The sequence below is a fragment of the Microtetraspora malaysiensis genome, from assembly GCF_001528665.1.
GTDB lineage: Bacteria > Actinomycetota > Actinomycetes > Streptosporangiales > Streptosporangiaceae > Microtetraspora_A > Microtetraspora_A malaysiensis.
In genome coordinates this window covers 13,751-35,903 of record NZ_BBYJ01000019.1, presented here as the reverse complement: position 1 = coordinate 35,903, position 22,153 = coordinate 13,751, and the positions used below count along the sequence as shown (strand labels likewise).

The following is a 22,153-nucleotide window of genomic DNA, read 5'->3' as shown; positions in this document are numbered from 1 at the left end:
CGACACGAGTGGTGACCGCGAAGCCTCACAGCAGCTCACTAGCCCAGGTCGTCCCACTCCTGGAGTAGGTGGGCCGTGGCTGCCGCAGGGGCCGTGAACGACCAGCGGCCCGGCGGCAGGTTCAGGGCGCAGCCCCCGTCGGCCAGCCTGGTGGTCGGCAGCTGCTCGCTGAGGCCCATGAGGAAGGTGCCGTTGACGGCCATCCCGTCCCACGCGCCGCGCACGGGCAGCACCGCGCGGGCGGTCACGCCCTCCGGGACGGCGAACGTGAACTGGACCCCGTCGGGCCCGGCCCGCCAGCCCGACTCGACGGTCCCCGACGCGCTCTCGTAGCGGGCGTGCGCCTGGCGCAGCAGCGGGACGGGGCCGGGACGCAGCAGCAGCTCGCCGAAGCCGCCACCCGTCCCGCGCGGGTCGTCGCCCAGGCCCGCCACATGCCGGAACAGCCAGTCGCCCACGCAGCCGTAGGCGTAGTGGTTGAAGGAGTTCATGGACGGTGTCTGCAGGCCGTGCCGGTGGTGCCAGGCGTCCCAGCGCTCCCACATGGTCGTCGCCCCGGCGCGGAGCTGGTAGCGCCAGGACGGATAGCCCTCCTGGTTGAAGATCCGGCACGCCAGGTCGTGGTGGCCGGTCTCCGACAGCACGGGCAGCAGCAGGGGGGTGCCGACGAAGCCCGTCATGAGCCGGTGCCCGTCGGCGCGGACCAGCTCGGCCAGCGCCTGCGCGGACGCGGCCCGGTCCTCGGGCGGGACCAGGTCCCAGGCGAGGGCGACGGCGTAGCCGGTCTGCGTCTCGGTGTGCAGCCTCGGCCCGTTGAGGAAGGCCCGCTGGAAGGCGCCCGACACGCGGGTGAACGCCTCGCCGTACTCCGGCGCGTGCGGCTGGCCGAGCACGTCGGCCACGTGCGCGACCAGGCGGAGGCTGCGGGCGAGGGCGGCGGTGGCGATGAGGCTCTTGGGCGTCTCGACCGTGCCGGGGGCCAGCCAGTCGCCCAGGGCCCGGCCCGGTCTGATGCCGTCCTCGGCCTGGGCCAGGCAGTAGTCGGCCCACCGCCGCATCGGGTCGTACGCGCGGCGCAGCGTGCGGTCGTCGCCGTAGCGCCGCCACAGCAGCCACGGCACCTCGACCAGCGCGTCGGACCACACGGGGGAGTCGTATCCGTACTCGGGCAGGATCGGCGCGACATGCGGGACCGCGCCGTCGGCCCGCTGCCCGTCGATCAGCGTCGTCACCCAGCCGGACAGGAACGCCTGCGTGTGCCGAAGGAAGCTGAGCGTCGAGCCGAACACCGAGATGTCGGCCGTCCAGCCGGTCCGCTCGTCGCGCTGCGGGCAGTCGGTCGGCACGCTCACCAGGTTGCCGTCCGCCGACGCGCCGATGTTGGCGACGAGTTGCCGTACGGCGGGATCGCTCACGGTCAGCGAGCCGGTGACGGCGAGCGCGGAGGACAGCAGCACCGCCTCCAGGTCGTCCGGCGTCAGCGCGCCCGGCCAGCCGGTGACCTCCGCGTAGCGGAACCCGTGCAGGGTGAACGCGGGCTCCACGACGTGCGATCCGGGGCCGAGGACGAACTCGTCACGCTGGTCCGCGGTGCGCAGGTTGTCGGTGTAGAGCCGCCCGGTCGCGGTCAGCTCCTCCCCGTGCCGCACCACGATCCGTACCGGGCCCGGCGCGTCGACGCGCAGCCGTACGCGCCCGACGACGTTCCGCCCGAAGTCGGCCACCTGGACACCCGGCGCGGGTTCGGTCACGGACACGGCGGGTGCCGTACCGATCACCCGCACCGGGGGCGCGGGGTCGGCCTCCACCAGGAGCTCCGAGACGGCCGTCGTGTCGGCGGGTCCGGCCTGCGGGGAAGGAGCCTGAACGGTTTCGCCCATCACCAGGTCGGCGCGCGGGCGGCCGAGATCCCGCCGGGTCCAGGCCGCGTCCGTGGCGAACACGCGGCGGACTCCGTCGTCGTCCCGCACGAGCACCTGGGCGCTGGCGGCGGGCCGGTCGCCGTAGCGGCGCGGACCTCCGCCGGCGATGTGACCCGCGTACCAGCCGGGAGCGAGCCACAGCTCCAGCTCGTTCTCGCCGGGTACGAGCAGCTCCGTGAGCTCCAGCAGCCGATAGCGCGTCCGGTGGCCGTAGTCGGTCCAGCCGGGGGCCAGCTCCTCCTCGCTCAGCCGTACCCCGTTGAGCAGCGCCCGGTAGACGCCCAGCGCGGTGGCGGCCAGCCAGGCGCGCCCGGGAGCGGGACTCCACGTGAACGACCCGCGCAGGCTCACCGCCGCCTGAGGGTCGCCAGCCAGCCAGGGGGCGTCCCACTCACCGCGCGCCCGCAGGCCCGTGGTGAACGCGCCGGTCGCGTACCCTTCCACACTCCACGTGTACGGCGTCAGCGGCGCCAGCCACTCATCCGGCACGTCCACGCCGTGCGATCCGGCAGGCACGGACGACCGCCCCACCTCGCGCCCGTCCGAGGACACCACCACGGTGGCCTCCTTGGACAGCCGGGCGTCCCACGACAGCCGGGGCGACGGCTCGTCCACGCCCACCGGATCCGCCAGACCGCACGTCAGGCCCGCCCGTGAACCGGGCGGGGCCGAACGGATGAACGGCGCCTGCGCGCCTGAGACCTGCACTCCGAGCACCCCCGAATCCCGGTTCACGCATCGAGCCCGGTGGTGAAGGCGTTGTGCAGACCGTCGACGTCGACGCCGAACAGGCTCGGCGCCATCACGTTGATCAGCAGCACGAAGCACGCGTCCTGCTCCGGGTACATCCACCACTGGCACCCCGAGGCGCCGCCGTGCCCGTACAGCCGCCGGTCGAGCAGCCCGGGAGCCGAGTGGCGCAGGTTCCAGGTGAGGCCCCAGTCCTGCCCGGCGTTGACCGGGTCGGGCTGCAGCTTGACCAGGCCCGTCGTCTGCGGGGTCGTCATGGCGGCCAGGGTGGTCGGGTGGATCAGCTTGCGGTCGCCGCGCAGCAGCGCCCCGCCCAGCGCCAGGAGGTCCTCGGCGCGGGAGAACAGCGCCCCCGCCGGGTGGCGGAGCCGTACGAACTTGTCGAAGTCGAAGCCGGGCCCGAGCAGTTCGAGGCCGTGGACCTCGGCCGCGTCGCACTCTGGGTCGAACGTGATGCGCCCGCCGCCCGGCACCAGCGTGTTCAGGTCGGAGTCGATCACGTCGGCCATGTCGCGGCCCGTGACGTCGCGGACCATCTCCGCGATCCCGGCGAAGGCCAGGTTGGAGTACTGGCTGAGCGTGCCTGCCTCGAACATCGACGGCGCGGTGACGAGGTGCTCCAGCAGATCGTCGGGCGTGAGCGTCTGCTCGGCGATGCCGCTGGTGTGGGTGAGCAGATGCCAGAGCGTCACGTCGGGCCGCGCGAAGTTCGGCAGTACGTCCCGCAGCGGGCGGCGCAGCGACAGCAGCCCGCGCTCGACCTGGCGCAGGGCGACCAGCCCCGTCAGCGGCTTGGTCACCGAGAACAGCGCGAAATGATCCTCGGTCCTGGTCTTCCGGCCGTCGTGCTCGCCGAACGCCTCCAGCACCTGGATCCCGTCGGAGGTGGCGGCGCCGAACACCGCGCACGGAAGCCGCCCCTCCTTGATCTCGCGCCTGACCCAGTCGAGCGCGATTTCGTGAGTGGTCATCCCTTGAGTGCACCTTCCGTAAGGCCGGCCAGGACGCGCTTCTGCGCGACGACGTACACCGCCACGAGGGGCAGCGTGGTGAGCAGGACGTGGGCGAAGACGAGGTTCCAGTTCAGGCTCTGCAAGGTGCCGGAGGCGAACTGGAACAGGCTCAGCGGCAGCGTGGCGTTCGCGCTGCCCTGGAGCAGGAAGAGCGCGAAGAAGAAGTCGTTCCAGACGTTGATGATCAAGATCACGCCGCCGACGAACAGCACCGGCCGCAGCAGGGGCAGCAGGATGCGGACGAAGACCTGCGGGCGGGAGGCGCCGTCGATGGCGGCGGCGTCCTCCAGGTCGCGGGGGAACGCCCGGACGAATCCGGTCGCCAGGAAGATCACGATGCCCAGGCGGCAGCCGGTCATCGCCAGCACGTAGCCGAGCGAGCCGCCGTCCAGCGACAGGGCGCGCAGCAGGTAGACGGTCGGGATGATCGACGGCGGCAGCAGGATCGACAGCCCCATCACGAAGTAGGCCGCCTGCAGCCACCGCGACCGGCTGCGCCCGAACGCCCACGCCGCCGCCGCGCCGAGGAACACCACGGCCACCACGATCGGCACGGTCACCTTGAGGCTGTTGACCAGCCCCGTCAGGTAGCCGCCCCGGTCGAGCACGATGCCGTAGTTCTCGGCGATCGCCCACGTCCTGGGCAGGCCGAGGCCCAGCTCGGCGGCCTCGCCCGCGGGTTTGAACGAGTTGACCACCACGAGCCAGATGGGCACGAGCACCCACGGGATCGCGAAGAGCGTCAGCGCCGTGTACTTGAGGACCGCTCTCATCCCGCCACCTCCCTGCGCCGCAGCCACCACACGAGGGGCACGGCGGTGGCGATCACCAGCAGCGTCACGGTGAACCCCAGCGCGCTGGCGGAGCCGAAGAAGCCCTGCCCCCACTGCTGGCGCATCACCACGTTCAGGGCCCGCGTGTGGTCGCCGGGCCCGCCGCCGGTGGTGGCGGCGATCACGTCGTACGCGCTGAGCGCGCCCACCAGCGTGACCGCCACGTTGAAGGTCAGCGCCGGGGCGAGCATCGGGAACACCACCCGCCGGAACCGGGTCCACGGCCCGGCCCCGTCGACGGTCGCCGACTCCAGCAGCGACTTCGGGATGGAGTTGAGGCCCGCGATGTAGACGAGGGTGATCAGCCCGCTCCACTTCCACGCGTCGATGAACGCGACCACCGCCAGCGCGGTGGACGGTTCGCCCAGCCACGCCCACTCGATGCCGAGGAAGGAGTTGACCGCCCCGTCGGGGGCGAGCAGCCCGCGCCAGATGTATCCGGCGGCCAGCGGCGAGATGAGCGTCGGCAGGAAGAACGCCGAGCGGAAGACGGTGTTGATCCGGCTGGTCCGCTGGAGGGCCAGGGCCAGCGAGAGGCTGACCGTGTTCTGGATCGCCATGCACAGGATCGCGTACAGCACGGTCACGGTGACCGCGTTGGCCAGCAGGTCCTGGTCGATCAGCGTGCGGAAGTTCTCCAGCCCGTTCCAGGTGATCTCGGCTCGGAAGCTCGTCCAGGAGGAGAACGCGAACCGGACGTTGAGCAGGAACGGGGCGAGGAAGAAGACCGTGACCAGCACGATCGAGGGCAGTGCCCAGGGCAGCCAGGCCGCCCTGTTCCGCATCACCATCCGGGCAACCCTGCCGCCTTGGCCGCCTGCTCGACCTGGCCCTGCAGCTGGGTCGCCGCCTTCTGCGGATCCTTCTGCCCGGCGATCAGCTCGGACATGAGCTGGGCCAGCCCGCCCATGCCGGGGATGTCGGAGTTGAAGGCGATGACCGCGCCGGTGTCGTACGCCTTCTTGACGTCCTGCAGCACGGACGAGACGCCCTGCGGGTTGGGCACGTCCGTGAACACGGGGAAGGTCTTGGACGCGTTGATGTACTCGGCGTAGGCCGGGCCGGTCATGAAGCGCACGAAGTCGAGCGACGCCTTCTCCCGCGCCGCGTCACCGGTCTTGGGCAGGTAGAACGTGCCGATCGGGCCGGGCGCGTAGGTCACGAGCGGCTTGTCGCTCGACAGGCCGACGAAGCCGACGGACTCGTCGACGGTCTTCTGGTCGCCGCCCGCGGCCGCGAGGAGGGCGGGGAGCATGTCGGAGTGCTGGGCGACCATGGCGGCCTTGCCGGTCACGAGGGCCTTCATGGAGTCCTCGAACTTGGCGGTGACGATGTCCTTGTTGAAGCAGCCGTCGGCCTGCAGCTTGGCGTAGGCGGTCAGACCGGCGACGAAGGGCGAGCCCGCGTCGGCCAGCGTGCTGCTGTGGCCCGCGATGGCCTTGCCGTACGCGTTGGACTGGTTGGCGCCGGCCAGGTAGAGGATGGGCAGGATCTGCACCGGCCAGATCGACCCGCCCGACTCGAAGACCGGCGTGACCCCGGCGGCCTTGAGCTTGGGGCAGGTGGCGGCGAGCTCGGCGAAGTTCGTGGGCGGGGTCAGCCCGGCCGCGGTGAAGACCTTCTTGTTGTAGTAGAGGCCGAAGACCTGGGGGAAGCCGGTGATGGCGGCGTAGACCTTGCCGTTGACAGCCCCGGCGCTCTGGTAGAGGTCGCCGGACCTGGCGATGTACGCCTCGCCGGTCAGGTCGCGCAGGTTCTCGGCCGGGTTGAGGGCGAGCAGGCCGCTCGCCGTCGCGTGGTACTCCAGGATGTCCGGGCGGTCGCCGGTGGCCCACTTGGTCTGGGTGGTGTCCTCGAAGCCGTCGGACGGGATCGATATGAGCTCGATCTTGTGGCCGGACTGCTTCTCGAACTTCTTGTACATCTCCAGCAGCGGCGCCGGGTCCGCGCTGTTGTGCCAAAGGGTCAGCTTCACCTGACCGGTGCCCTCCGGGGCGGACGACCCGCAGCCGGAGAGGGACAGGGCGAGGACGGCGCCGATCGCCGAGCCGAGCAGACGAGATGGTGCTCTCACGCCCGTGCTCCTGTTCATGTGAGGGGGTATTGTGTAGAACGTTCTCCATTGTTAGGGCACGAGAGAATCGCCCGTCAAGAGGTAGACCTGAGGATCAGTGACGGGCTAGCCTCGCTTTTCAGAAAAGCGTGTAGTTCGTTCTACGAAAACTCGATGAAGGACGGCGTGTGACGAGCGGACGGGTGACGATCGCCGATGTGGCCAGGCGAGCCGGGGTTTCCACGGCCGCCGTGTCCAAGGTGGTGCGCGGTGCCTACGGCGTGAGCGCGGAGATGCAGGCCAAGGTGACGCAGGCCATCGACGAGCTGGGCTACCGCCCGCACGCCGCGGCCCGCGCCCTGCGCGGACGCACCTACACCCTCGGCGTCATGCTCTCGGACACCCGCAACCCGTTCTTCCCCGACATCATCGAGGGCGTCACCGGCCGGCTGGGCGACACCGAGTACCAGGTGCTGCTCGGACCTGGCGGGATCGAGCCCAAGACGCAGGCCAGGATGACCGACGCCATGATCGACCGGAGCATGGACGGGCTCATCCTGATCTCGCCGGTCATGACGGACGCCGAACTCGCCGCCATCGCGGCGGCCATCCCGGTCGTCGTGGTGGGTCGGCACGGCGGCGCCGCGGCCTACGACGCGGTCGTCGACGACGACGTGATGGGGGCGGGGCTCGTGGTCGACCACCTGGTCGGGCTCGGGCACACCCGGATCGCGCACATCACCCACCTGGAGCGGGCCCGCGCCCAGGGACTGCCGCACACGGTGCGCGCCGAAGGCTACCGCCAGGCGATGCGCGCCCACGGACTCGCCGACGACGTGCTGGCCACCTCCTTCACCGAGGAGGGCGGCTTCGAGGGCGCGCGGGAACTGCTCGCGCGCGACGACCGGCCCACCGCGATCTTCGCCGGGGCCGACATCGCGGCGCTCGGCGTGCTGCGCGCCGCCGACGAGGCGGGCCTGTCGGTGCCGGAGGACCTCTCCGTCGCCGGATACGACAACATCGGCATCGCCTCGCTCAAGCGCATCTCGCTCACCAGCGTCGACCAGGACGGGCACGTGATCGGGGCGACCGCCGCGCAACTGCTCGTCGAACGCATCGAGGGACGCTCACGATCGGTGACGTCGTCGGTGTCGCCCACGCTGATCGTCCGCGGAACCACCGGACCGCCTCGCCCCTGAGAAGCGACCGCACGTCGGGGGACTGTCGCGGACCACATATTGAAACGATTCAATGGAAGGACCCCCCACGTGAGACGACTCGCTCTCCTCGCGCTCCTCCTCCCGCTGGTCGCGCCCGCGCAACCGGCCTTCGCCCAGGCGGCCGCTCTGTCCTGCCCGGTCAGGGTCGACCCCGCCGCGTTCGCCTCCGAGGCCCGCCTGAGCACCCTGGCCGACCAGCAGGAGGCGTTCGGCCCCAGGCCGACCGGCTCCGCCGCGCACGCCGACTACGTCGACTGGCTGGAGGACGAGATGGCGGCCATCCCCGGCCTCCAGTTCTCCTCGCTGCCCTACGCCATCGACCGCTGGGACAGCCTCGGCACCGGCCTGACCGTCGGCGGTACGGCCGTGCAGGTCGCGGCCCCCGTGCCGTTCTCCTCCTCGACCGGCGCGGGCGGCGTCTCGGCGCCGCTCGTCCACCTGGCCGCGGGGACGAACATCACCGCGGCCAACGCCGCCGGGAAGATCGTCGTCAGGGACCTGCCGTGGACCAACGTGCCCAACCTGCTGTTCTATCCGCTCGGCCTCGGCTACTCCATGTACGACCCGGCCAACACGATCAACCTGCTCGGCTCGGAGTCGATGGAGGCCCCGGCCGCGGCCGACGCCGACCTCAAGGCCGCCGCCGCCGCGGGCGCGGTGGGCGTGATCGAGGTCAGCCAGCTCCCGCATGCCCAGATCCAGGGCATGTACGCGCCCTACGAGGGCCTGCCGTACAGCGTGCCGGGCGCGTACGTCGGCGCCGACCAGGGCAAGCAGATCAAGGACGCGCTGGCCGCCGGGCAGCCGGTCCAGGCCGCGCTGACCGTGAACGCCGCCTGGACGCCGACGACGACCCGCACCCTGCTCGCGACGCTTCCCGGCGGGAGCGCCCAGAAGATCGTCGTGGAGAGCCACACCGACGGCATGAGCCCGGTGTGGGACAACGGCCCGCTCACCATGATCGAGATGGCCCGCTACCTGTCGTCGCTACCGGTGGAGTGCCGTCCGCGCACCGTGCAGTTCGCGTTCGTGACCGGCCACCTCTACCAGCACCTGACCGGCCCCAACGTCCGCGAGGGCGGCGCGGGTCAGCTCGCCGCCCAGCTCGACGCCGAGTACGACCAGGGCGGGGTCTCCTCCGTCGTCGTGCTTGAGCACCTCGGCGCCAAGCGCTACAACGCGGTCGCCAGGCCGAACGGCCTGCCCGGCAAGCAGCTCGTCGCCGACCCCACCCTCACCGAGCTGCTGATGGTCCCCGTCAGCGAGAGCACGCCGCTGCGCGAACTGGTCAAGGGTCACATCCAGTACCGGGACGTGAAGCGCACCGCGGTCCTCAAGGGCCTGTCGGCGGCGGATCTCACCACGGTGCCGCACCACTGCGGCTTCGGCGGCGAGGGCACGCCGTACAACCAGCACCTGCTGCCCGTCATCTCGCCCATCGCCTCGCCCAAGACGCTGTTCTCGCCGCAGTTCGGGACCGAGGCGATCGACCTGCCGGCGATGCGCAAGGCGTCGCTCGCCTTCACCGACGTCGTGCTCGGCCTCGGCCCGATGGCCCAGTCGGCCGTCGCGGGCGACGTGACCGCCATGCGCCAGCAGCGCGCCTCCGGCACGCCGGGGTGTGCGTGAGCATCGACAGGAGGACGCTCGTGCGTCGGCACACCATCGCCGACGCCGGGTGTCCGCTCACCGTCGGCAACGGGGAGTTCGCCTTCACCGCCGACGCCACCGGGCTGCAGACCTTCGCGCCGCTGGGCACGCAGGCGCAGTGGGGCTGGCACACGATGCCCAACCCCAAGGGCCACGTGCTGGAGGACGCGTTCACCGACTACGACGGCGTCGGCTATCCGGACCTGTATCCGGCCACCGAGGCGGGCGGCTGGCTGCACGTGAACCCGCACCGCCTGCATCTCGGCCGGATCGGCCTCGACGTCGACGAGGCCGCCCCGCTCGGCCGGTCGGCGCAGACCCTCGACCTGTGGACCGGCACGCTGTCCAGCTCCTTCGAGCTGGGCGGCCTGCCGCATGAGGTGGAGACGGTCTGTCACCCCGAGCGCGACCTGCTGGCCATCCGTGTCGTGGGCGGCGCGGGGATCAGGATCGCCTTCCCCTACGCCAGCGACGGCTGGCACACCACCGCCGACTGGGACAAACCCGACAGGCACACCACCACGCACGCGCTCACGCGCACGCCGTACGGCTCGCGCTGCGACTTCACCCGCGTCCTGGACGCGGACCGATACCACGTGGCCGCCGAGTGGGCGGGGCCGGCGCGGCTCACGTCGCCCGGCGCTCACGTGTACCTGATCCAGGGCGACGAGCTGGAGCTCGTCGTCGAGTTCGCCCGCCTCCCCGTCGGCGCCGCCCTCCCGTCCTTCTCCCAGGTCCGTACGGCCGCCGCCGCCCACTGGGAGAGGTTCTGGACGAGCGGGGGAGCGGTGAGCTTCGACGGCAGCACCGACCCGCGAGCGCCCGAGCTCGAACGCCGGGTCGTGCTCTCGCAGTACCTCACCGCGGTGAACTGCGCGGGCTCCACCCCGCCGCAGGAGACCGGGCTGGCCGTCAACTCCTGGAGCGGCAAGTTCCACCTGGAGATGCATTGGTGGCACGCCGCCCACTTCGCCCTGTGGGGCAGGCCCGAGCTGCTGGAGCGGAGCCTGCCGTGGTATCGCTCGATCCTGCCGCGGGCCAGGGCCACGGCCGCGCGGCAGGGTTTCCGCGGCGCCCGCTGGCCCAAGCAGGTGGGGCCGGAGGGCAGGGAGAGCCCGAGCGAGATCGGCGCCTTCATCGTCTGGCAGCAGCCGCACCTGATCTACTTCGCCGAGCTGCTCCGCCGGATCCGCCCGGGGGCGCTGGAGGACTACCGGGACCTGGTGTTCGAGACGGCCGAGTTCATGGCCTCCTTCGCGGGCGGCGGGCATCTGGGGCCGCCGCTGGTCCCGGCGCAGGAGTCCTACTACGAGTCCAGGCGGCTGGTGCGGGATCCCACGTTCGAGCTGGCCTACTGGTGGTGGGGGCTGGAGACGGCCCAGCGGTGGCGGGGCCTGCTCGGCCGGGGCCCCGACCCGGAGTGGGCGCGGGTCCTGCACGGCCTGGCCCGGCCGCTGGTGCGCGACGGCGTCTACGCGGCCATCGGTGTGGAGCCGTACACGATCAGGACCGACCACCCCTCGATGACCGGCGCGCTCGGGTTCGTGCCGCCCACCCCGCTGATCGATCCCGAGACCATGCGGGCCACCCTGCACGACGTGCTCTCCAACTGGGATCTGGAGAGCACCTGGGGCTGGGACTATCCGATGCTCGCCATGTGCGCGGCCAGGCTCGGCGAGCCTGACACCGCCGTGGACGCGCTGCTGATGGACGCCCCGAAGAACACCTACCTGGCCAGCGGCCACAACCACCAGTGGCCCGGCCTGCTGCCCCTCTACCTGCCGGGCAACGGCGGCCTGCTGGCCGCCGTCGCCCACATGGCGGCGGAGGGGTGCTTCCCCGAAGGCTGGCTGGTTCAGGCGGAAGGGGTGGTCGCGATGCCGTGATCGGGGCCGGCGAGCAGGGCGACCGTGTAGTGGTAGAGGTCGCCGGCCGACGACGTCAGCGTGGCGACGCGGCCCGCACGCACCTCCGAGGCGATGAACTCGGTGGTCCCGTAGACGATCAGGCGGGGCACCGCGGCACGCAGCGGCGGCAGCGAGGGATCCTCCAGCCTGGCCCGCGCGGCCAGCGCCCCGAGCATGTCGAGGAAGGGCCGGTAGGCGGCGTCCCGCTGCTCGACGGCCCGCTCACCCGCCCTCGGCAACTCCACGAAGTACGCCTGCGCGTACTCCGGGCGCTCCTGCCACCACCGCAGGTAGGCGGCCAACCCCAGCCGGAGCGCCTCGCTCCAGCGGTCGCCCGCCCCCGACGCGGCCGCGTGGATCGAGTCGACCATCGCGGGCAGGTCGCGCTCGCATCCGGCGAGGAAGCACGCCTCCTTGTCGGCGAACTGGGCGTAGAAGGCGTTGCGCGAGACCCGCGCGGCGGCGATCACGTCCGGCACGCTCGTGGCGGCGTATCCACGCCTCGCGACGAGCCTCAGCATGGCCTCCACGAGGCGCTCTCGCTGGGAGCTGCGCACCGTGTCGGGGGAGAGCCCGTGCCGCCCCCTGGGGAGTGGCCGGGCCGCCGGAACTTCCTTCTGTTCATGTCTTGACATCGCTCACCGATCGTACTTCCCTCTCTTAGGAGACGTTCACGTCTCCAAATAACCTACGAGGTGACCATGGAGAACTTCACCCGTCGGCAGGCGTTGCGGGCAGGGGCGCTCGGCCTCATGTCGGCCGGATTCCTGTCGTGGACCACCGAGGCCAACGCCGCCTCCACCATCGAGACGATCTACAAGGCGCCGGGTCCGTGGCCGGTCGCCACCGGCACCTCGGGCGGCCACCGGCTCTACTACCCGCAGACCCTGGGCTCGGGCGGCGTCACCCACCCGATCGTCACATGGGGCAACGGCTCGTGGGCCACCCCCGACAACTATCCGGGGCTGCTCAACCACCTCGCCTCGTGGGGCTTCGCGGTGGTCGCCTCCACCAGCACGACCACGGGCACCGGCGCCGAGATCCTCGCCGCCGCCCAGCACCTCATCGGCCTCAACACCGACCCCGCCAGCGTCTTCCACGGCAAGCTGGACACCGCCCAGGTCGCCGCCGTCGGCCACTCCCAGGGCGCGGGCGGATCCATCAACGCGACCAACCACTCCGCCGGGCTGATCAAGACCGTCGTGCCGATCTCCGTGCCCGCGCAGTGGATGGCCAGCCCGGGAGACGAGTTCTCCGTGGCCGACCTGACCTGCCCGGTGCTCCTCCTCAGCGGCGCGAACGACTGGCTGATCTCCTCGGCCGCGACCGTGCAGGGCTACTACGACCAGGCCACCGCCGGAGCGGGCCGGGCGCTGCTCAAGGGCGCGGGGCACAACGACATCCAGAACACCGGCGGGGCCTTCCTCGGCTACGTGACCGCCTGGCTGAGGTACCGCCTCCAGGCCGACACCCAGGCCCGCGGGGTGTTCGCCGGCAGCACCCCCGAGCTCCCCACCAACACCGCCTGGCAGAACCAGGCTCTCAAGAACCTCACCTAGGAGACCCCCATGGCGGATCTGACGCGGCGTGGGCTACTCGCCGTCGGCGCGCTCGCCCTGCTCGCCGGATGCGGCAAGGACCGGCCTCGGCAGCAGGCCGCGGACGGCAGGCCGCACGGCGAGGTCACCGTCTGGCTGCACGGCTCGCAGGACACCGGCCAGCAGTTCCAGGAGCTCGTGCACCGCTACATCGCCGAGTTCAAGGTCGACGTGAAGCTGCTCTACCTGCCCGTGGGCCAGCTCGACGCCAAACTGCTGACCGCCTTCAGCGGCGGCGCCCCGCCCGACGTCTTCAAGATCGGCCACTGGAGCTTCCCCGCGCACGCCAAGAAGAAGCGGCTCGCGCCCGTCGACACCAGGGCGCTCTCGCTCCAGGACTACGAGCCGGGCACGACCGCCCCGCTCACCTACCAGGACGTGCCCTACGGCGTGCCCATCGACTTCAACCCCTGCATGCTCTACTACCGCAAGGACCGGTTCGAGGAGGCCGGACTCGACCCCGACAAGCCCCCGGTGACCTGGGAGGAGGTCGCCGAGTACAGCGCCAAGCTCACCTCCAAGGACCGCAGGCGGGTCGGTCTGCAGTGGCTCTACGGCGACCCGCAGTGGGCCCTCATGATGCTGACCGCCCTCATCCAGGGCAAGGGCGGCGAGCTCGTCTCGGCGGGCGGCGCGAAGGCGTCGCTGGCCACCGAGCAGGGCCTCAGCGCCCTGACGTACATGTCGGGGATCGGCAACCCCACGCTCTCCAACCCGCTGGGCGCGCTCGGCCTGTTCTACTCCGGTGAGGCCGCCATGGTCGTCAGCGGCGCCTTCCTCGGCCCCGCGCTGGAGAAGCTGGGCAAGGACACACTCACCTTCGGCAAGCAGTACGGCGTCGCGCCCATGCCCACCTGGGCCGGCGGCCCGCCCGTCGTTCCCGCCTACACCTGGGGCTGGGGCGTGGCCAAGGACTCGCCCAACCAGTTCACCGCCTGGCACCTCGTCAACTACCTGCAGGGCGCCCCGTCGGTGACCGCCAACCTCGACAATGGCATCATCATCCCGACCAACGGCTGGCGCGACGCCGGGCCGCGCGGCAAGTCCGAGATCATGCGGATCGTCGCCGACAGCATCCCGCACGTCGACTTCGGCCCGATCATCCCCGGCACCCTCGAACTGGCGAAGGCCGCGGCCGGCGCCGTCGACTCCGTCGCCTACGGCAAGTCGACCCCCGCCCAGGCCGCGGCGACCTTCGACTCCACCGTGCGACTGGCCCTGTGAGCGTACTCGGCAGGGTCAGAGCCCGGCCCCAGGCCACGGCGGGCGTGGCGCTGACCCTCCCGGTGGCCGTCTTCTTCGTCGTGTTCTGGCTCGTCCCGTTCCTGGCCGCCATCTATCTCAGCTTCACCGACTACGAGATGGCAGGGACACCCAACTGGATCGGCCTCGCCAACTACGAGCGCATGTTCGCCGACCCCGGCTTCCTCAACTCGGCGTGGATCACCGTCGTCTACACGGTCTGCACGGTCGTCCCGACGATCGTGCTGGCCCTGCTGGTGGCCGTGCCGCTGAGCAGGCCGGGGCGGCTCAACCGCTGGCTCAGAGCGCTCGTCATGATTCCGGCCGTGATGCCGCTCGCCGCCACGTCCATGGTCTGGGTGATCATCTACTCCGACCGCGGCCTGGCCAACACCCTCCTCGGCCTGGTCGGGATCGATCCGCAGTCCTGGCTGACCAGCTCCGACCTGGCCATCTGGGCCCTGGTCGTGATGGTCGTCTGGAAGAGCATGGGGCTGTTCGTGATCATCCTGACCGCCGGGCTGCAGGCGCTGCCCGGCGAGGTGTACGAGGCCGCCGCCATCGACGGCTCAGGCGCGGTGACCACGTTCACCCGGATCACGCTCCCGCTGCTGCGCCGGACCCTGCTGTTCGTCCTGGTCATCTCGGTGGCCGGATCGATGCAGGCGTTCGTGCCCGCCTTCCTGCTCACCGGCGGCGGGCCCGCCGACGCCACCCAGGTGCTGCCGTACTACATCTGGGCCAACGCCTTCCCTTACGAGCACATGGGCTACGCCGCCGCGATGGGCATGGTGCTGCTCGCCGCCATGGTGATCGTCTCGGCGCTGCAGTTCGGGTTCCTGAAGGGAGGCGACGAATGAGAGCGGGAACGATCCTGCGCGCCGTCTGGCTGATCGTCGCGGTCGGGTTCATGCTGCTGCCGGTCTACGCCATGCTCGTCGTCGCCTCGGCGCCCGACGACACCGACCTGCGCGGGCTGGTCTTCAACGGCTTCCACCTGCCCGAGAACATCGGGCTGCTGTTCGGTGAGGGCAACCTGCCCACCTACCTGCGCAACAGCCTCATCCTGTGCGTCGGCACCGGCGTCCTGGACGTGATCTTCTCGGCCGCCGCCGGATACGCGATGGCCCAGCTGTCCTTCCCCGGCCGCCGCGTCCTGTTCGCGCTGGTGATCGGCACGCTCGCGCTCACCCCGATGGTCCTGGTCATCCCCGTCTTCCTCATCGTGAAGGAGCTCGGCTGGGTCAACACCTTCCAGGGCATGATGGTGCCCGGCATGATCAGCGCGTTCGGCGTCTTCCTGGTGCGGCAGTTCGCCCTCGGCATCCCGAAGGAGCTGCTCATGGCCGCGCGGGTCGACGGCGCGGGGGAGTTCCGCATCTTCGCGCGCATCGCCGCGCCGCTGCTCAAGCCCGCGCTCATCACCCTGTTCCTCGTGCATTTCCTGGCACAGTGGGACAACCTGCTGTGGCCGCTGATCGTGGCCAACGAGCAGGAGCTGTGGCCGTTGCCGGTGGGGCTGGCCAACTTCCAGAGCGAGGTCGGCATCACCTATCACCTGACCACCACCGCGGCACTGGTCACCGCCGTGCCGCCGTTCATCCTGATGGTGGCGCTGCAGCGCTACTACGTGGCGGGGCTCACCTTCGGAGGGCTGAAACGATGATCCCGGACATGATCCCCGGCGCCGCGCGGATGATGGAGTGGATCGAGACGGTCACCTCGCGGGGCATCAGGCGTCCCGGCTACCCGGCCGACGACTGGACCGCCGCGTGGGCCGCCGAGCGCTTCACCGAGTTCGGGCTCCACGACGTACGGCTGGCGCCGGTCGAGCTGCCCGTCTGGCGGCCGGTGACGGCGGCCCTGGTGGTGCGCCTGGACGCCGACCCGTCGAGAGTCGTGCGGGTGGCGGCGTCCGCCCTGCCGTACACCACGCCGAAGGCGATCGTGAGCGCGCCGGTCAGCCGCGAGGTCGTGCCGGGCGCGATCGTCGTGCCCGAGTACACCTTCACCGAGCTGCCGCAGTCCTACGTCAGGGACCTGGCGACGGCAGTGCACGACCCCGAGGGCGTCTTCGACGAGCTGGTCCAGACGCTGCCGTTCCAGCTCGACTACCTCGACATCATCCAGGGCGTCATGGACGGCGGCGCCGCCGCCTTCGCGGGGGCGCTGACCGGGGTGCCGTGGGAGACACGCGACTACTACGTGCCCTACGACGCCGTGCACCGCGACCTCCCGGCCGTCTGGCTGTCGGGCGGCGACTCGCGGCGGGTGCTCGACCTGGTCGACGAGGGCCCCTGCACGGGCACGCTCACCGTCGAGTCGGAGACGGGCCCGGCCGTCTCGCGCAACGTGATCGGCACGCTCCCCGGCCGATCCGACCAGTGGGTGATCATCGGCTCGCACCACGACGCGCCCTGGGCCTCGGCCGTCGAGGACGCCTCGGGGATCGCGCTGGTGCTCGCCGCCGCCCAGTACTGGGCCGGCGTGCCCGAGCGGGACCGGCCACACAACCTGATCTTCCTGCTGACCGCGGGTCACATGGCGCACGCCGCGGGCACCCGGGCCTTCATCGAGGAGAACCGCGGCCTGCTGGGCGACGTCGTACTCCAGCTCCACCTGGAGCACGCCGCCCGGCGGTGCGTGGTCGTGGACGACGAGCTGGTGCCCACCGGCGATCCCGAACCCGGCTGGTGGTTCACCACCAGGAAGCCGGAGCTGGAGAGCCTGGTGGCGGCGGCCCTCGTCGCGGAGGACCTGAGACGCTCGTTCGTGCTGCCGCCGGACGTGTTCTCCCCGATGCCGCCCACCGACGGGGCCTTCTTCCACCCCGAAGGGGTGCCGCTCGTGCACTTCCTGTCGGCTCCCATGTACCTGTTCGACTCGGCCGACACCCTCGACAAGGTGCACGAGGCCAGCCTTGAGCCGCTCACCCGGGCGGCGATCAGAATCGTCGAAGGGACGGCCGGATGGCGTCGCGCATGATCGTACGAACGACTGCCGGGCCGGTCGAGGGCAGGGCCGAGGAGGGCGTGCTCGCCTTCCTCGGCGTGCCGTACGCCGCCCCGCCCTTCGGCGAGCACCGCTTCGGCGCGCCCGTCCCGCCACCCGCGTGGGACGGCGTACGGCCCGCCGTCACGCGGGGCCCGGCCGCCCCACAGGCGGCCGGTGAGGACATCGGCCTGTACGCGCCCGACGTCTTCGAGGTCGGCGAGGACTGCCTCAACCTCGACGTGCGCACCCCTGAGACCGGTCCGGCCGGGCTGCCCGTCCTGGTCTGGATCCACGGCGGCGCGTTCTCCATCGGCGGCAACGGGGCGGCCTGGCACCAGGGCTCCCGCTTCGCCCGCGACGGCGTGGTCTGCGTGGCCATCAACTACCGGCTCGGCTTCGAGGGCTTCCTGGCCCTGGAGGACGCCCCGCTCAACCGGGGCGTCCTCGACTGGCTGGCCGCGCTGGAATGGGTACGCGACAACATCGCGGCCTTCGGCGGCGACCCCGGCAACGTGACCATCGCCGGGCAGTCGGCGGGCGCCGCCGCCGTCGCCACCCTGCTGACGACGCCTCGCGCCGAAGGGCTGTTCCGGCGCGCGATCGTGATGAGCGGCTCGGCCAACCTGGTCGCCACCGAGCAGGAGGCGCGCGACTACGCCAAGACGCTCGCCACCCGGCTGGGGATCGACCCGACCAGGTCCGCCTTCGCCGGGCTGTCCCCCGAGGCGCTCGTCGCCGAACAGCCGCCGCCGCTGGCCGGCGACTCCGGCGGGCTGAACGAGTCGGTGCCGGTCAAGCCGGTCGTCGACGGCGACCTGATCCCGGCCGTCCCGCTGGCCGCTCTGCGCGCGGGCGCGAGCGGGCACGTTCCACTGCTGGTCGGCTGCACCTCGCAGGAGGCCGACGTGTTCGTCCGCCGCCTGGTCGCCGACCTCGACGAGGCCGCCGCGCAGGCCGTGCTCGACCACCTCGGCCTCCAGGTCGACGAACCCGGCCTCACGCCGGCCGAGCGCGTCGGACGCGCCTTCACCCAGCACCTGTTCACCCGGGAGACGCGCTGGATCCGCGAGGCCAGGCCCGCCTACGGCTACGAGTTCCGGTGGGAGTCGCCCGTCGAGAGCCCGGTCGGCGGCGGACGCGTGGGCGCGGTGCACAACCTCGACCTGCCCTTCGTCTTCGACGTGCTCGACGCGCCCGGCGTCGAACGCACCGCGGGGCCCGGCGCGCCGCAGGCCGTGGCCGACGCGATGCACGCCGCCTGGGTGCGCTTCGCCCGCACCGGCGACCCCGGCTGGCCACTCGGGTACACCATGGTGTTCGGCGCGCCCACCGACCGGGGGTTGTGACCTGCGGTCCTGCACGAGCGCGGTGGCGCCGCGTAGTCGCACGCGATAAACCCGGCGATGTCGGTGGTTATCCCGCGATAATGGTCGACGTGGAGGCGGCCAAGGTCGTCGTCGCCCATCACGAGCGCGCGACCCTGCGCGTCGGCGACGTGTTCTACCCGGCATGAGGAACGTCATGGTGAGGTTGCGGGTCCTCGGGCAGTGCCGTGCCGAGGTGGCGGGCCGCCCCGTCGACCTCGGCGCGTCGCTCCAGCGTGCCGTCATGACGAGGCTCGTCTGCGCCCAGGGGCATGTCGTCTCCACCGACCGGTTCATCGACGACCTCTGGCAGGAGCAGGCGCCGCCCCGGGCCCTGGCCGCGCTGCAGGTCTACATCTCCAACCTGCGGCGCGTCCTCGAACCCGGCCGGCCTCCCCGGAGCTCCACTCGGAGTCCTGACCGCGTGATCGTCAGCGCTCCGCCCGGGTACCGGCTGAACCTGGAGGCCGACGCCGTGGACGCGTGGCGGTTCCCCCGGCTGGTCGACGCCGCGGTCGCCGCGTTCGACGCGGGACGGCCCACCGAGGCCATGGAGACGCTCGACGAGGCGCTCAGGCTGTGGACCGGTCCGGCCTACGCCGAGTTCGCCGACGAGGAGTGGGCGGCCCCGGAGGTGTCCCGGCTCGACGAGATCCGCACCGTCGCCGTCGACTACCGTGCCGAGGCGGCGCTCGCTCTCGGCCGCCACGCCGAGATCGTGCCGGAGCTCGAACGTCACGTTTATACTCATCCGTTCCGCGAGAACGGCGTACGCCTGCTCGCCCTCGCCCTTTACCGGGCGGGACGCCAGGGGGAGGCGCTGGCCGTGATCCGCCGGACGCGGCACGGCCTGGCCGAGGAACTGGGCGTGGACCTCGGGCCCCACCTGCGCGCCCTGGAGGCGGACATCCTCGCCCAGGCCGACTCCCTCCGCCTGGACCCGGCCCGGATCCCGTCGGTCGCGTCCGCCGCTCCTGCGGCGTCGGCAGATCCGGCCGCTTCTGTCGCGACCGCCGCTGGTTCCGTACCGGCTCCCGGCCCGGTCCGGTTCCCTCCCGCGCCCGCCGCCGACCCCGCGCCCATGATCGGCCGTACGGCGGAGCTCGCCCGCCTGGTCGCCGCCGCCGCCCAGGCGCGGCACGGGCTCCGGGTGGCCTGGCTGGGCGGCGACGCGGGCTCGGGCAAGAGCACGCTGGCCGACGCGCTGGTAGGCAGGCTCGTGGCCGACGGCTGGCGGGCCGCCGTGGGCCGGTGCCCGGAGACCGTCGGCGGCGTGCCGCCCGCGTGGGCCTGGAGCGAGGTCCTGGGTCATCTCTCCATCGCCTCCCCGCCCACTCCGGAGGCCGTCGTACGGCTCGCGCCCCTCCTGGAGCCCGACACCGACCAAACCGTCGGCCAGTTCTGGCTGGCCCAGGCGGCGGGGGAGTACCTGGAGGGCGTGCCCGGACCCCTGCTGATCGTGATCGAGGACGTCCACCGCGCCGACGAGGAGACCCTTCAGCTGCTCCGGCACCTGGCGGTACGCCTGGCCCGGACGCCCGTCCTCGTGCTGCTGACCCACCGGCCCGCGGAGGCCGCCGTCGACCTGCTGACCACCCGGGCGGCCCTCGCCGTCCAGGCCGCCGAGAACGTGACGCTGGACGGCCTGACCGAGCAGGACGTGACCCTGCTGCTACGGGAACGGTCCGGCATGGAGGTCGACCCGGCCACGGCCCGCACCGTCACCGAGCGGACCGGTGGCAACCCGCTGTTCGTGACCGAGATCGCGCGGCTGCTCGCCGTCGACGGGCCGGCCGCCGTTCACGCGTTGCCGCCCGGCGTCCGCGACCTGATCCGCAGGCGGGTGGCCCGCCTGCCCGCGACGGCCCAGCTGACGTTGCGCAACGCCGCCGTCCTCGGCCGGGACGCCGACGCCGACGTGCTGATCGCCATGTCCGGCGGCGACGAGGAGACCGTGCTCGACGGCCTGGAGGCAGGCGTGCTCTCCGGGCTGCTGACAGAGCCGCTGCCGGGTCACGTCCGCTTCGCCCACGCACTCGTACGCGAGACGTTGTACGAGGACATCCCCCGGCTGCGCCGTACCCGCCTGCACGGGAGGTCGTTTGCGGCGCTGGAGCGGCTCAGACCGGGAGACGTGGGGGCGCTCGGGCACCATGCCCTGGCCGCGGCGACCACCGCCACGGCGCTCAGAGCCACGGAGTACGCCGCGCGGGCGGCGGACACGGCGTCCGGTCTCTACGCGCACAAGGAGGCGGCCGCGCTGCTCCGGGGCGCGCTCGACGCGCTCGATCTCGCCGCGGGCCCCGATCTGGAAACCCGGGTGGATCTGCTGTGCCGCCTGGTCTCCGCGAAGGCCCACGCGGGGGACGTCGTGTCCGCCCTCGCGGCGCAGGCGACGGCGCTCTCACTCGCCCGCCGGACCACCGACCCGGTGCTCATCGCCCGTGCGGCCGCCGCGTTCGACGCGCCGGTCATCTGGACGATCCAGCTGGACCGGCAGCCCGACCAGAACGTCATACGGGCGGCCCATGAGGCGATGCCCGAGGAACCGGGGGAGGCGCGCTGCCGCGTCCTGGTGGCGCTGGCCCACCAGCTCGAAGGGAACGACCCCGAGCTTCTCGAGACGGTGAGCGCCGAAGCGCTGCGGATCGCCCGTGACCTGGACGATCCGCGGCTGCTCTGCATGGCGCTCAACGCCCGATACTGGGCCTGCGTCGAGCCGGGGCGGCGCGACGAACTGGAGCGGCTCGGCCAGGACCTGCTGGAGGCGTCGGCGTCCGGCGGCCTGCTCGGCTACCAGACGCTCGGCCACTTCGCCCTGTGCATGGTGGCGCTCGGCCGCAACGACTGGGCCGGGGCCCGGAGCCACGCCGACCGGGCGGTCGAGCTCTCCACGAGCGGCCAGCTCGGTCTCGCCCTCGGCGTCCTCGCCGTCCTCGACGCCCTCCACTTCCTGCTCAGGGGAGACTTCGAGCGGGCCGAGGCCGCCTACACCTCGGTGGCCGAGCGGATGGCCCAGGTGGGCGCCATCAACGCGGCTTCGTTCGGCGCGCTGGGCAGGTTGACGGTTCGCATGTGCTCGGGGCGCGGCCACGATTCGCTGGCCGAGATAGCCGCGTTGCGGGAGCGCGTCCCCGACCAGGTGGACGAGCAGTACACCTACGCGCTGATCGCCGCGGGCCGCATCGAGGAAGCCAGGGAGGTGTGGCCGGCCGGGCGAGCACCACGGCGGGACTACTACTGGCTGTTCATGATGGCGGTACGGGCGGCCAACGCGATCGCCCTCGGGGCCCGTGAAGTGGCCGGCGAGTGCTACCGGCTGCTCCTGCCCTCCCGCGAAGAGCTGGCCGGGCTGCACAGCGGCTCGATCACGCTGTGGCCGGTCGCCCAGACGCTGGGGGAACTCGCGGAGTTCCTCGATGACCCGGAGGCCGCCGAAGGGCACTATGCCGTCGCCGCCGAGGTGGCGGAGCGGGTCGGCTCCCCTCACTGGCGGGAGCGTGCCCTGCTCGCGCTGGCGTCCGTAACCGGCCGGGCCGTCCGCTGAGCCGCGTATTCAGCCGTTGTGCCGCGGTTCGCGTACGCACGGGGTGACCGGATCGGGAAG

Annotated in this window: 16 protein-coding genes; 10 read left to right on the top strand and 6 right to left on the bottom strand. The window is 71.9% G+C overall.

The annotated features are described in order from the left end of the window. Positions 1–38: 38 nt before the first annotated feature. From AWQ71_RS24805 to AWQ71_RS24785, 5 genes are all read right to left on the bottom strand, one after another. Positions 39–2,537 carry an alpha-L-rhamnosidase gene (locus AWQ71_RS24805; protein WP_169806620.1) on the bottom strand — a complete coding sequence of 833 codons (2,499 nt, stop codon included), beginning with the start codon at positions 2,535–2,537 and terminating at the stop codon, positions 39–41. 116 nt (positions 2,538–2,653) lie between these two features. Beyond that, positions 2,654–3,643: a serine hydrolase domain-containing protein gene (locus tag AWQ71_RS24800; protein ID WP_067137243.1), complete on the bottom strand. Its 990-nt coding sequence runs from the start codon at positions 3,641–3,643 to the stop codon at positions 2,654–2,656. Continuing rightward, positions 3,640–4,458, bottom strand: coding sequence for a carbohydrate ABC transporter permease (locus tag AWQ71_RS24795; protein ID WP_067137241.1), 819 nt, complete (start codon positions 4,456–4,458; stop codon positions 3,640–3,642). The genes AWQ71_RS24800 and AWQ71_RS24795 overlap by 4 nt, the downstream gene beginning before the upstream one ends. Continuing rightward, positions 4,455–5,309: a carbohydrate ABC transporter permease gene (locus AWQ71_RS24790; protein ID WP_067137239.1), complete on the bottom strand. Its 855-nt coding sequence runs from the start codon at positions 5,307–5,309 to the stop codon at positions 4,455–4,457. The genes AWQ71_RS24795 and AWQ71_RS24790 overlap by 4 nt, the downstream gene beginning before the upstream one ends. Next, on the bottom strand, positions 5,303–6,592 hold the full coding sequence (locus tag AWQ71_RS24785; RefSeq protein WP_067137236.1) for an ABC transporter substrate-binding protein: 1,290 nt from the start codon (positions 6,590–6,592) through the stop codon (positions 5,303–5,305). Before AWQ71_RS24785 ends, AWQ71_RS24790 begins: the two co-directional genes overlap by 7 nt. Positions 6,593–6,759: 167 nt before the next feature. Between AWQ71_RS24785 and AWQ71_RS24780 the strand changes: the two genes are divergently transcribed. The 3 genes from AWQ71_RS24780 to AWQ71_RS24770 all read left to right on the top strand — a co-directional run bounded on the left by AWQ71_RS24780 (position 6,760) and on the right by AWQ71_RS24770 (position 11,327). Then, a complete protein-coding gene (locus AWQ71_RS24780; RefSeq protein WP_157570542.1) occupies positions 6,760–7,770 on the top strand; it encodes a LacI family DNA-binding transcriptional regulator in 1,011 nt (336 codons plus the stop codon). A gap of 69 nt (positions 7,771–7,839) precedes the next feature. Beyond that, positions 7,840–9,420, top strand: coding sequence for a zinc-binding metallopeptidase family protein (locus AWQ71_RS24775; RefSeq protein ID WP_067137235.1), 1,581 nt, complete (start codon positions 7,840–7,842; stop codon positions 9,418–9,420). 20 nt (positions 9,421–9,440) lie between these two features. Continuing rightward, positions 9,441–11,327: a hypothetical protein gene (locus AWQ71_RS24770; protein ID WP_218001950.1), complete on the top strand. Its 1,887-nt coding sequence runs from the start codon at positions 9,441–9,443 to the stop codon at positions 11,325–11,327. On the opposite strand, the gene AWQ71_RS24765 is transcribed toward AWQ71_RS24770, so the two are convergent. Further along, positions 11,297–11,983 carry a TetR/AcrR family transcriptional regulator gene (locus AWQ71_RS24765; RefSeq protein WP_084259251.1) on the bottom strand — a complete coding sequence of 229 codons (687 nt, stop codon included), beginning with the start codon at positions 11,981–11,983 and terminating at the stop codon, positions 11,297–11,299. The two genes, AWQ71_RS24770 and AWQ71_RS24765, sit on opposite strands and share 31 nt — an antisense overlap. A gap of 66 nt (positions 11,984–12,049) precedes the next feature. Between AWQ71_RS24765 and AWQ71_RS24760 the strand changes: the two genes are divergently transcribed. The 7 genes from AWQ71_RS24760 (at position 12,050) to AWQ71_RS24730 (ending at position 22,093) form a co-directional block, all read left to right on the top strand. Beyond that, positions 12,050–12,907, top strand: coding sequence for a poly(ethylene terephthalate) hydrolase family protein (locus AWQ71_RS24760; RefSeq protein ID WP_067137231.1), 858 nt, complete (start codon positions 12,050–12,052; stop codon positions 12,905–12,907). A 9-nt stretch (positions 12,908–12,916) separates the two neighbouring features. Continuing rightward, on the top strand, positions 12,917–14,170 hold the full coding sequence (locus AWQ71_RS24755) for an ABC transporter substrate-binding protein (RefSeq protein WP_067137229.1): 1,254 nt from the start codon (positions 12,917–12,919) through the stop codon (positions 14,168–14,170). Next, positions 14,167–15,048, top strand: coding sequence for a carbohydrate ABC transporter permease (locus AWQ71_RS24750; RefSeq protein WP_084259250.1), 882 nt, complete (start codon positions 14,167–14,169; stop codon positions 15,046–15,048). The genes AWQ71_RS24755 and AWQ71_RS24750 overlap by 4 nt, the downstream gene beginning before the upstream one ends. Next, positions 15,045–15,854 (top strand): carbohydrate ABC transporter permease, encoded by an 810-nt coding sequence (locus AWQ71_RS24745; protein ID WP_067137227.1) that lies wholly within the window; start codon positions 15,045–15,047, stop codon positions 15,852–15,854. Before AWQ71_RS24750 ends, AWQ71_RS24745 begins: the two co-directional genes overlap by 4 nt. 8 nt (positions 15,855–15,862) lie before the next feature. After that, positions 15,863–17,173, top strand: a complete 1,311-nt coding sequence (locus tag AWQ71_RS24740) for a M28 family metallopeptidase (protein WP_067137441.1) — start codon at positions 15,863–15,865, stop codon at positions 17,171–17,173. Then, a complete protein-coding gene (locus AWQ71_RS24735; RefSeq protein WP_218001949.1) occupies positions 17,170–18,528 on the top strand; it encodes a carboxylesterase/lipase family protein in 1,359 nt (452 codons plus the stop codon). Before AWQ71_RS24740 ends, AWQ71_RS24735 begins: the two co-directional genes overlap by 4 nt. Positions 18,529–18,691: 163 nt before the next feature. Further along, positions 18,692–22,093, top strand: coding sequence for an ATP-binding protein (locus AWQ71_RS24730; RefSeq protein WP_245658450.1), 3,402 nt, complete (start codon positions 18,692–18,694; stop codon positions 22,091–22,093). Positions 22,094–22,153 lie beyond the last annotated feature (60 nt).

Coding starts and splice junctions, on each gene's coding strand:
- AWQ71_RS24800 (WP_067137243.1), bottom strand. CDS start 3,643: ATGACCACTCACGAAATCGCGCTCGACTGGGTCAGGCGCGAGATCAAG.
- AWQ71_RS24795 (WP_067137241.1), bottom strand. CDS start 4,458: ATGAGAGCGGTCCTCAAGTACACGGCGCTGACGCTCTTCGCGATCCCG.
- AWQ71_RS24790 (WP_067137239.1), bottom strand. CDS start 5,309: ATGGTGATGCGGAACAGGGCGGCCTGGCTGCCCTGGGCACTGCCCTCG.
- AWQ71_RS24765 (WP_084259251.1), bottom strand. CDS start 11,983: ATGTCAAGACATGAACAGAAGGAAGTTCCGGCGGCCCGGCCACTCCCC.
- AWQ71_RS24760 (WP_067137231.1), top strand. CDS start 12,050: ATGGAGAACTTCACCCGTCGGCAGGCGTTGCGGGCAGGGGCGCTCGGC.
- AWQ71_RS24755 (WP_067137229.1), top strand. CDS start 12,917: ATGGCGGATCTGACGCGGCGTGGGCTACTCGCCGTCGGCGCGCTCGCC.
- AWQ71_RS24745 (WP_067137227.1), top strand. CDS start 15,045: ATGAGAGCGGGAACGATCCTGCGCGCCGTCTGGCTGATCGTCGCGGTC.
- AWQ71_RS24740 (WP_067137441.1), top strand. CDS start 15,863: ATGATCCCCGGCGCCGCGCGGATGATGGAGTGGATCGAGACGGTCACC.
- AWQ71_RS24735 (WP_218001949.1), top strand. CDS start 17,170: ATGATCGTACGAACGACTGCCGGGCCGGTCGAGGGCAGGGCCGAGGAG.
- AWQ71_RS24730 (WP_245658450.1), top strand. CDS start 18,692: ATGAGGAACGTCATGGTGAGGTTGCGGGTCCTCGGGCAGTGCCGTGCC.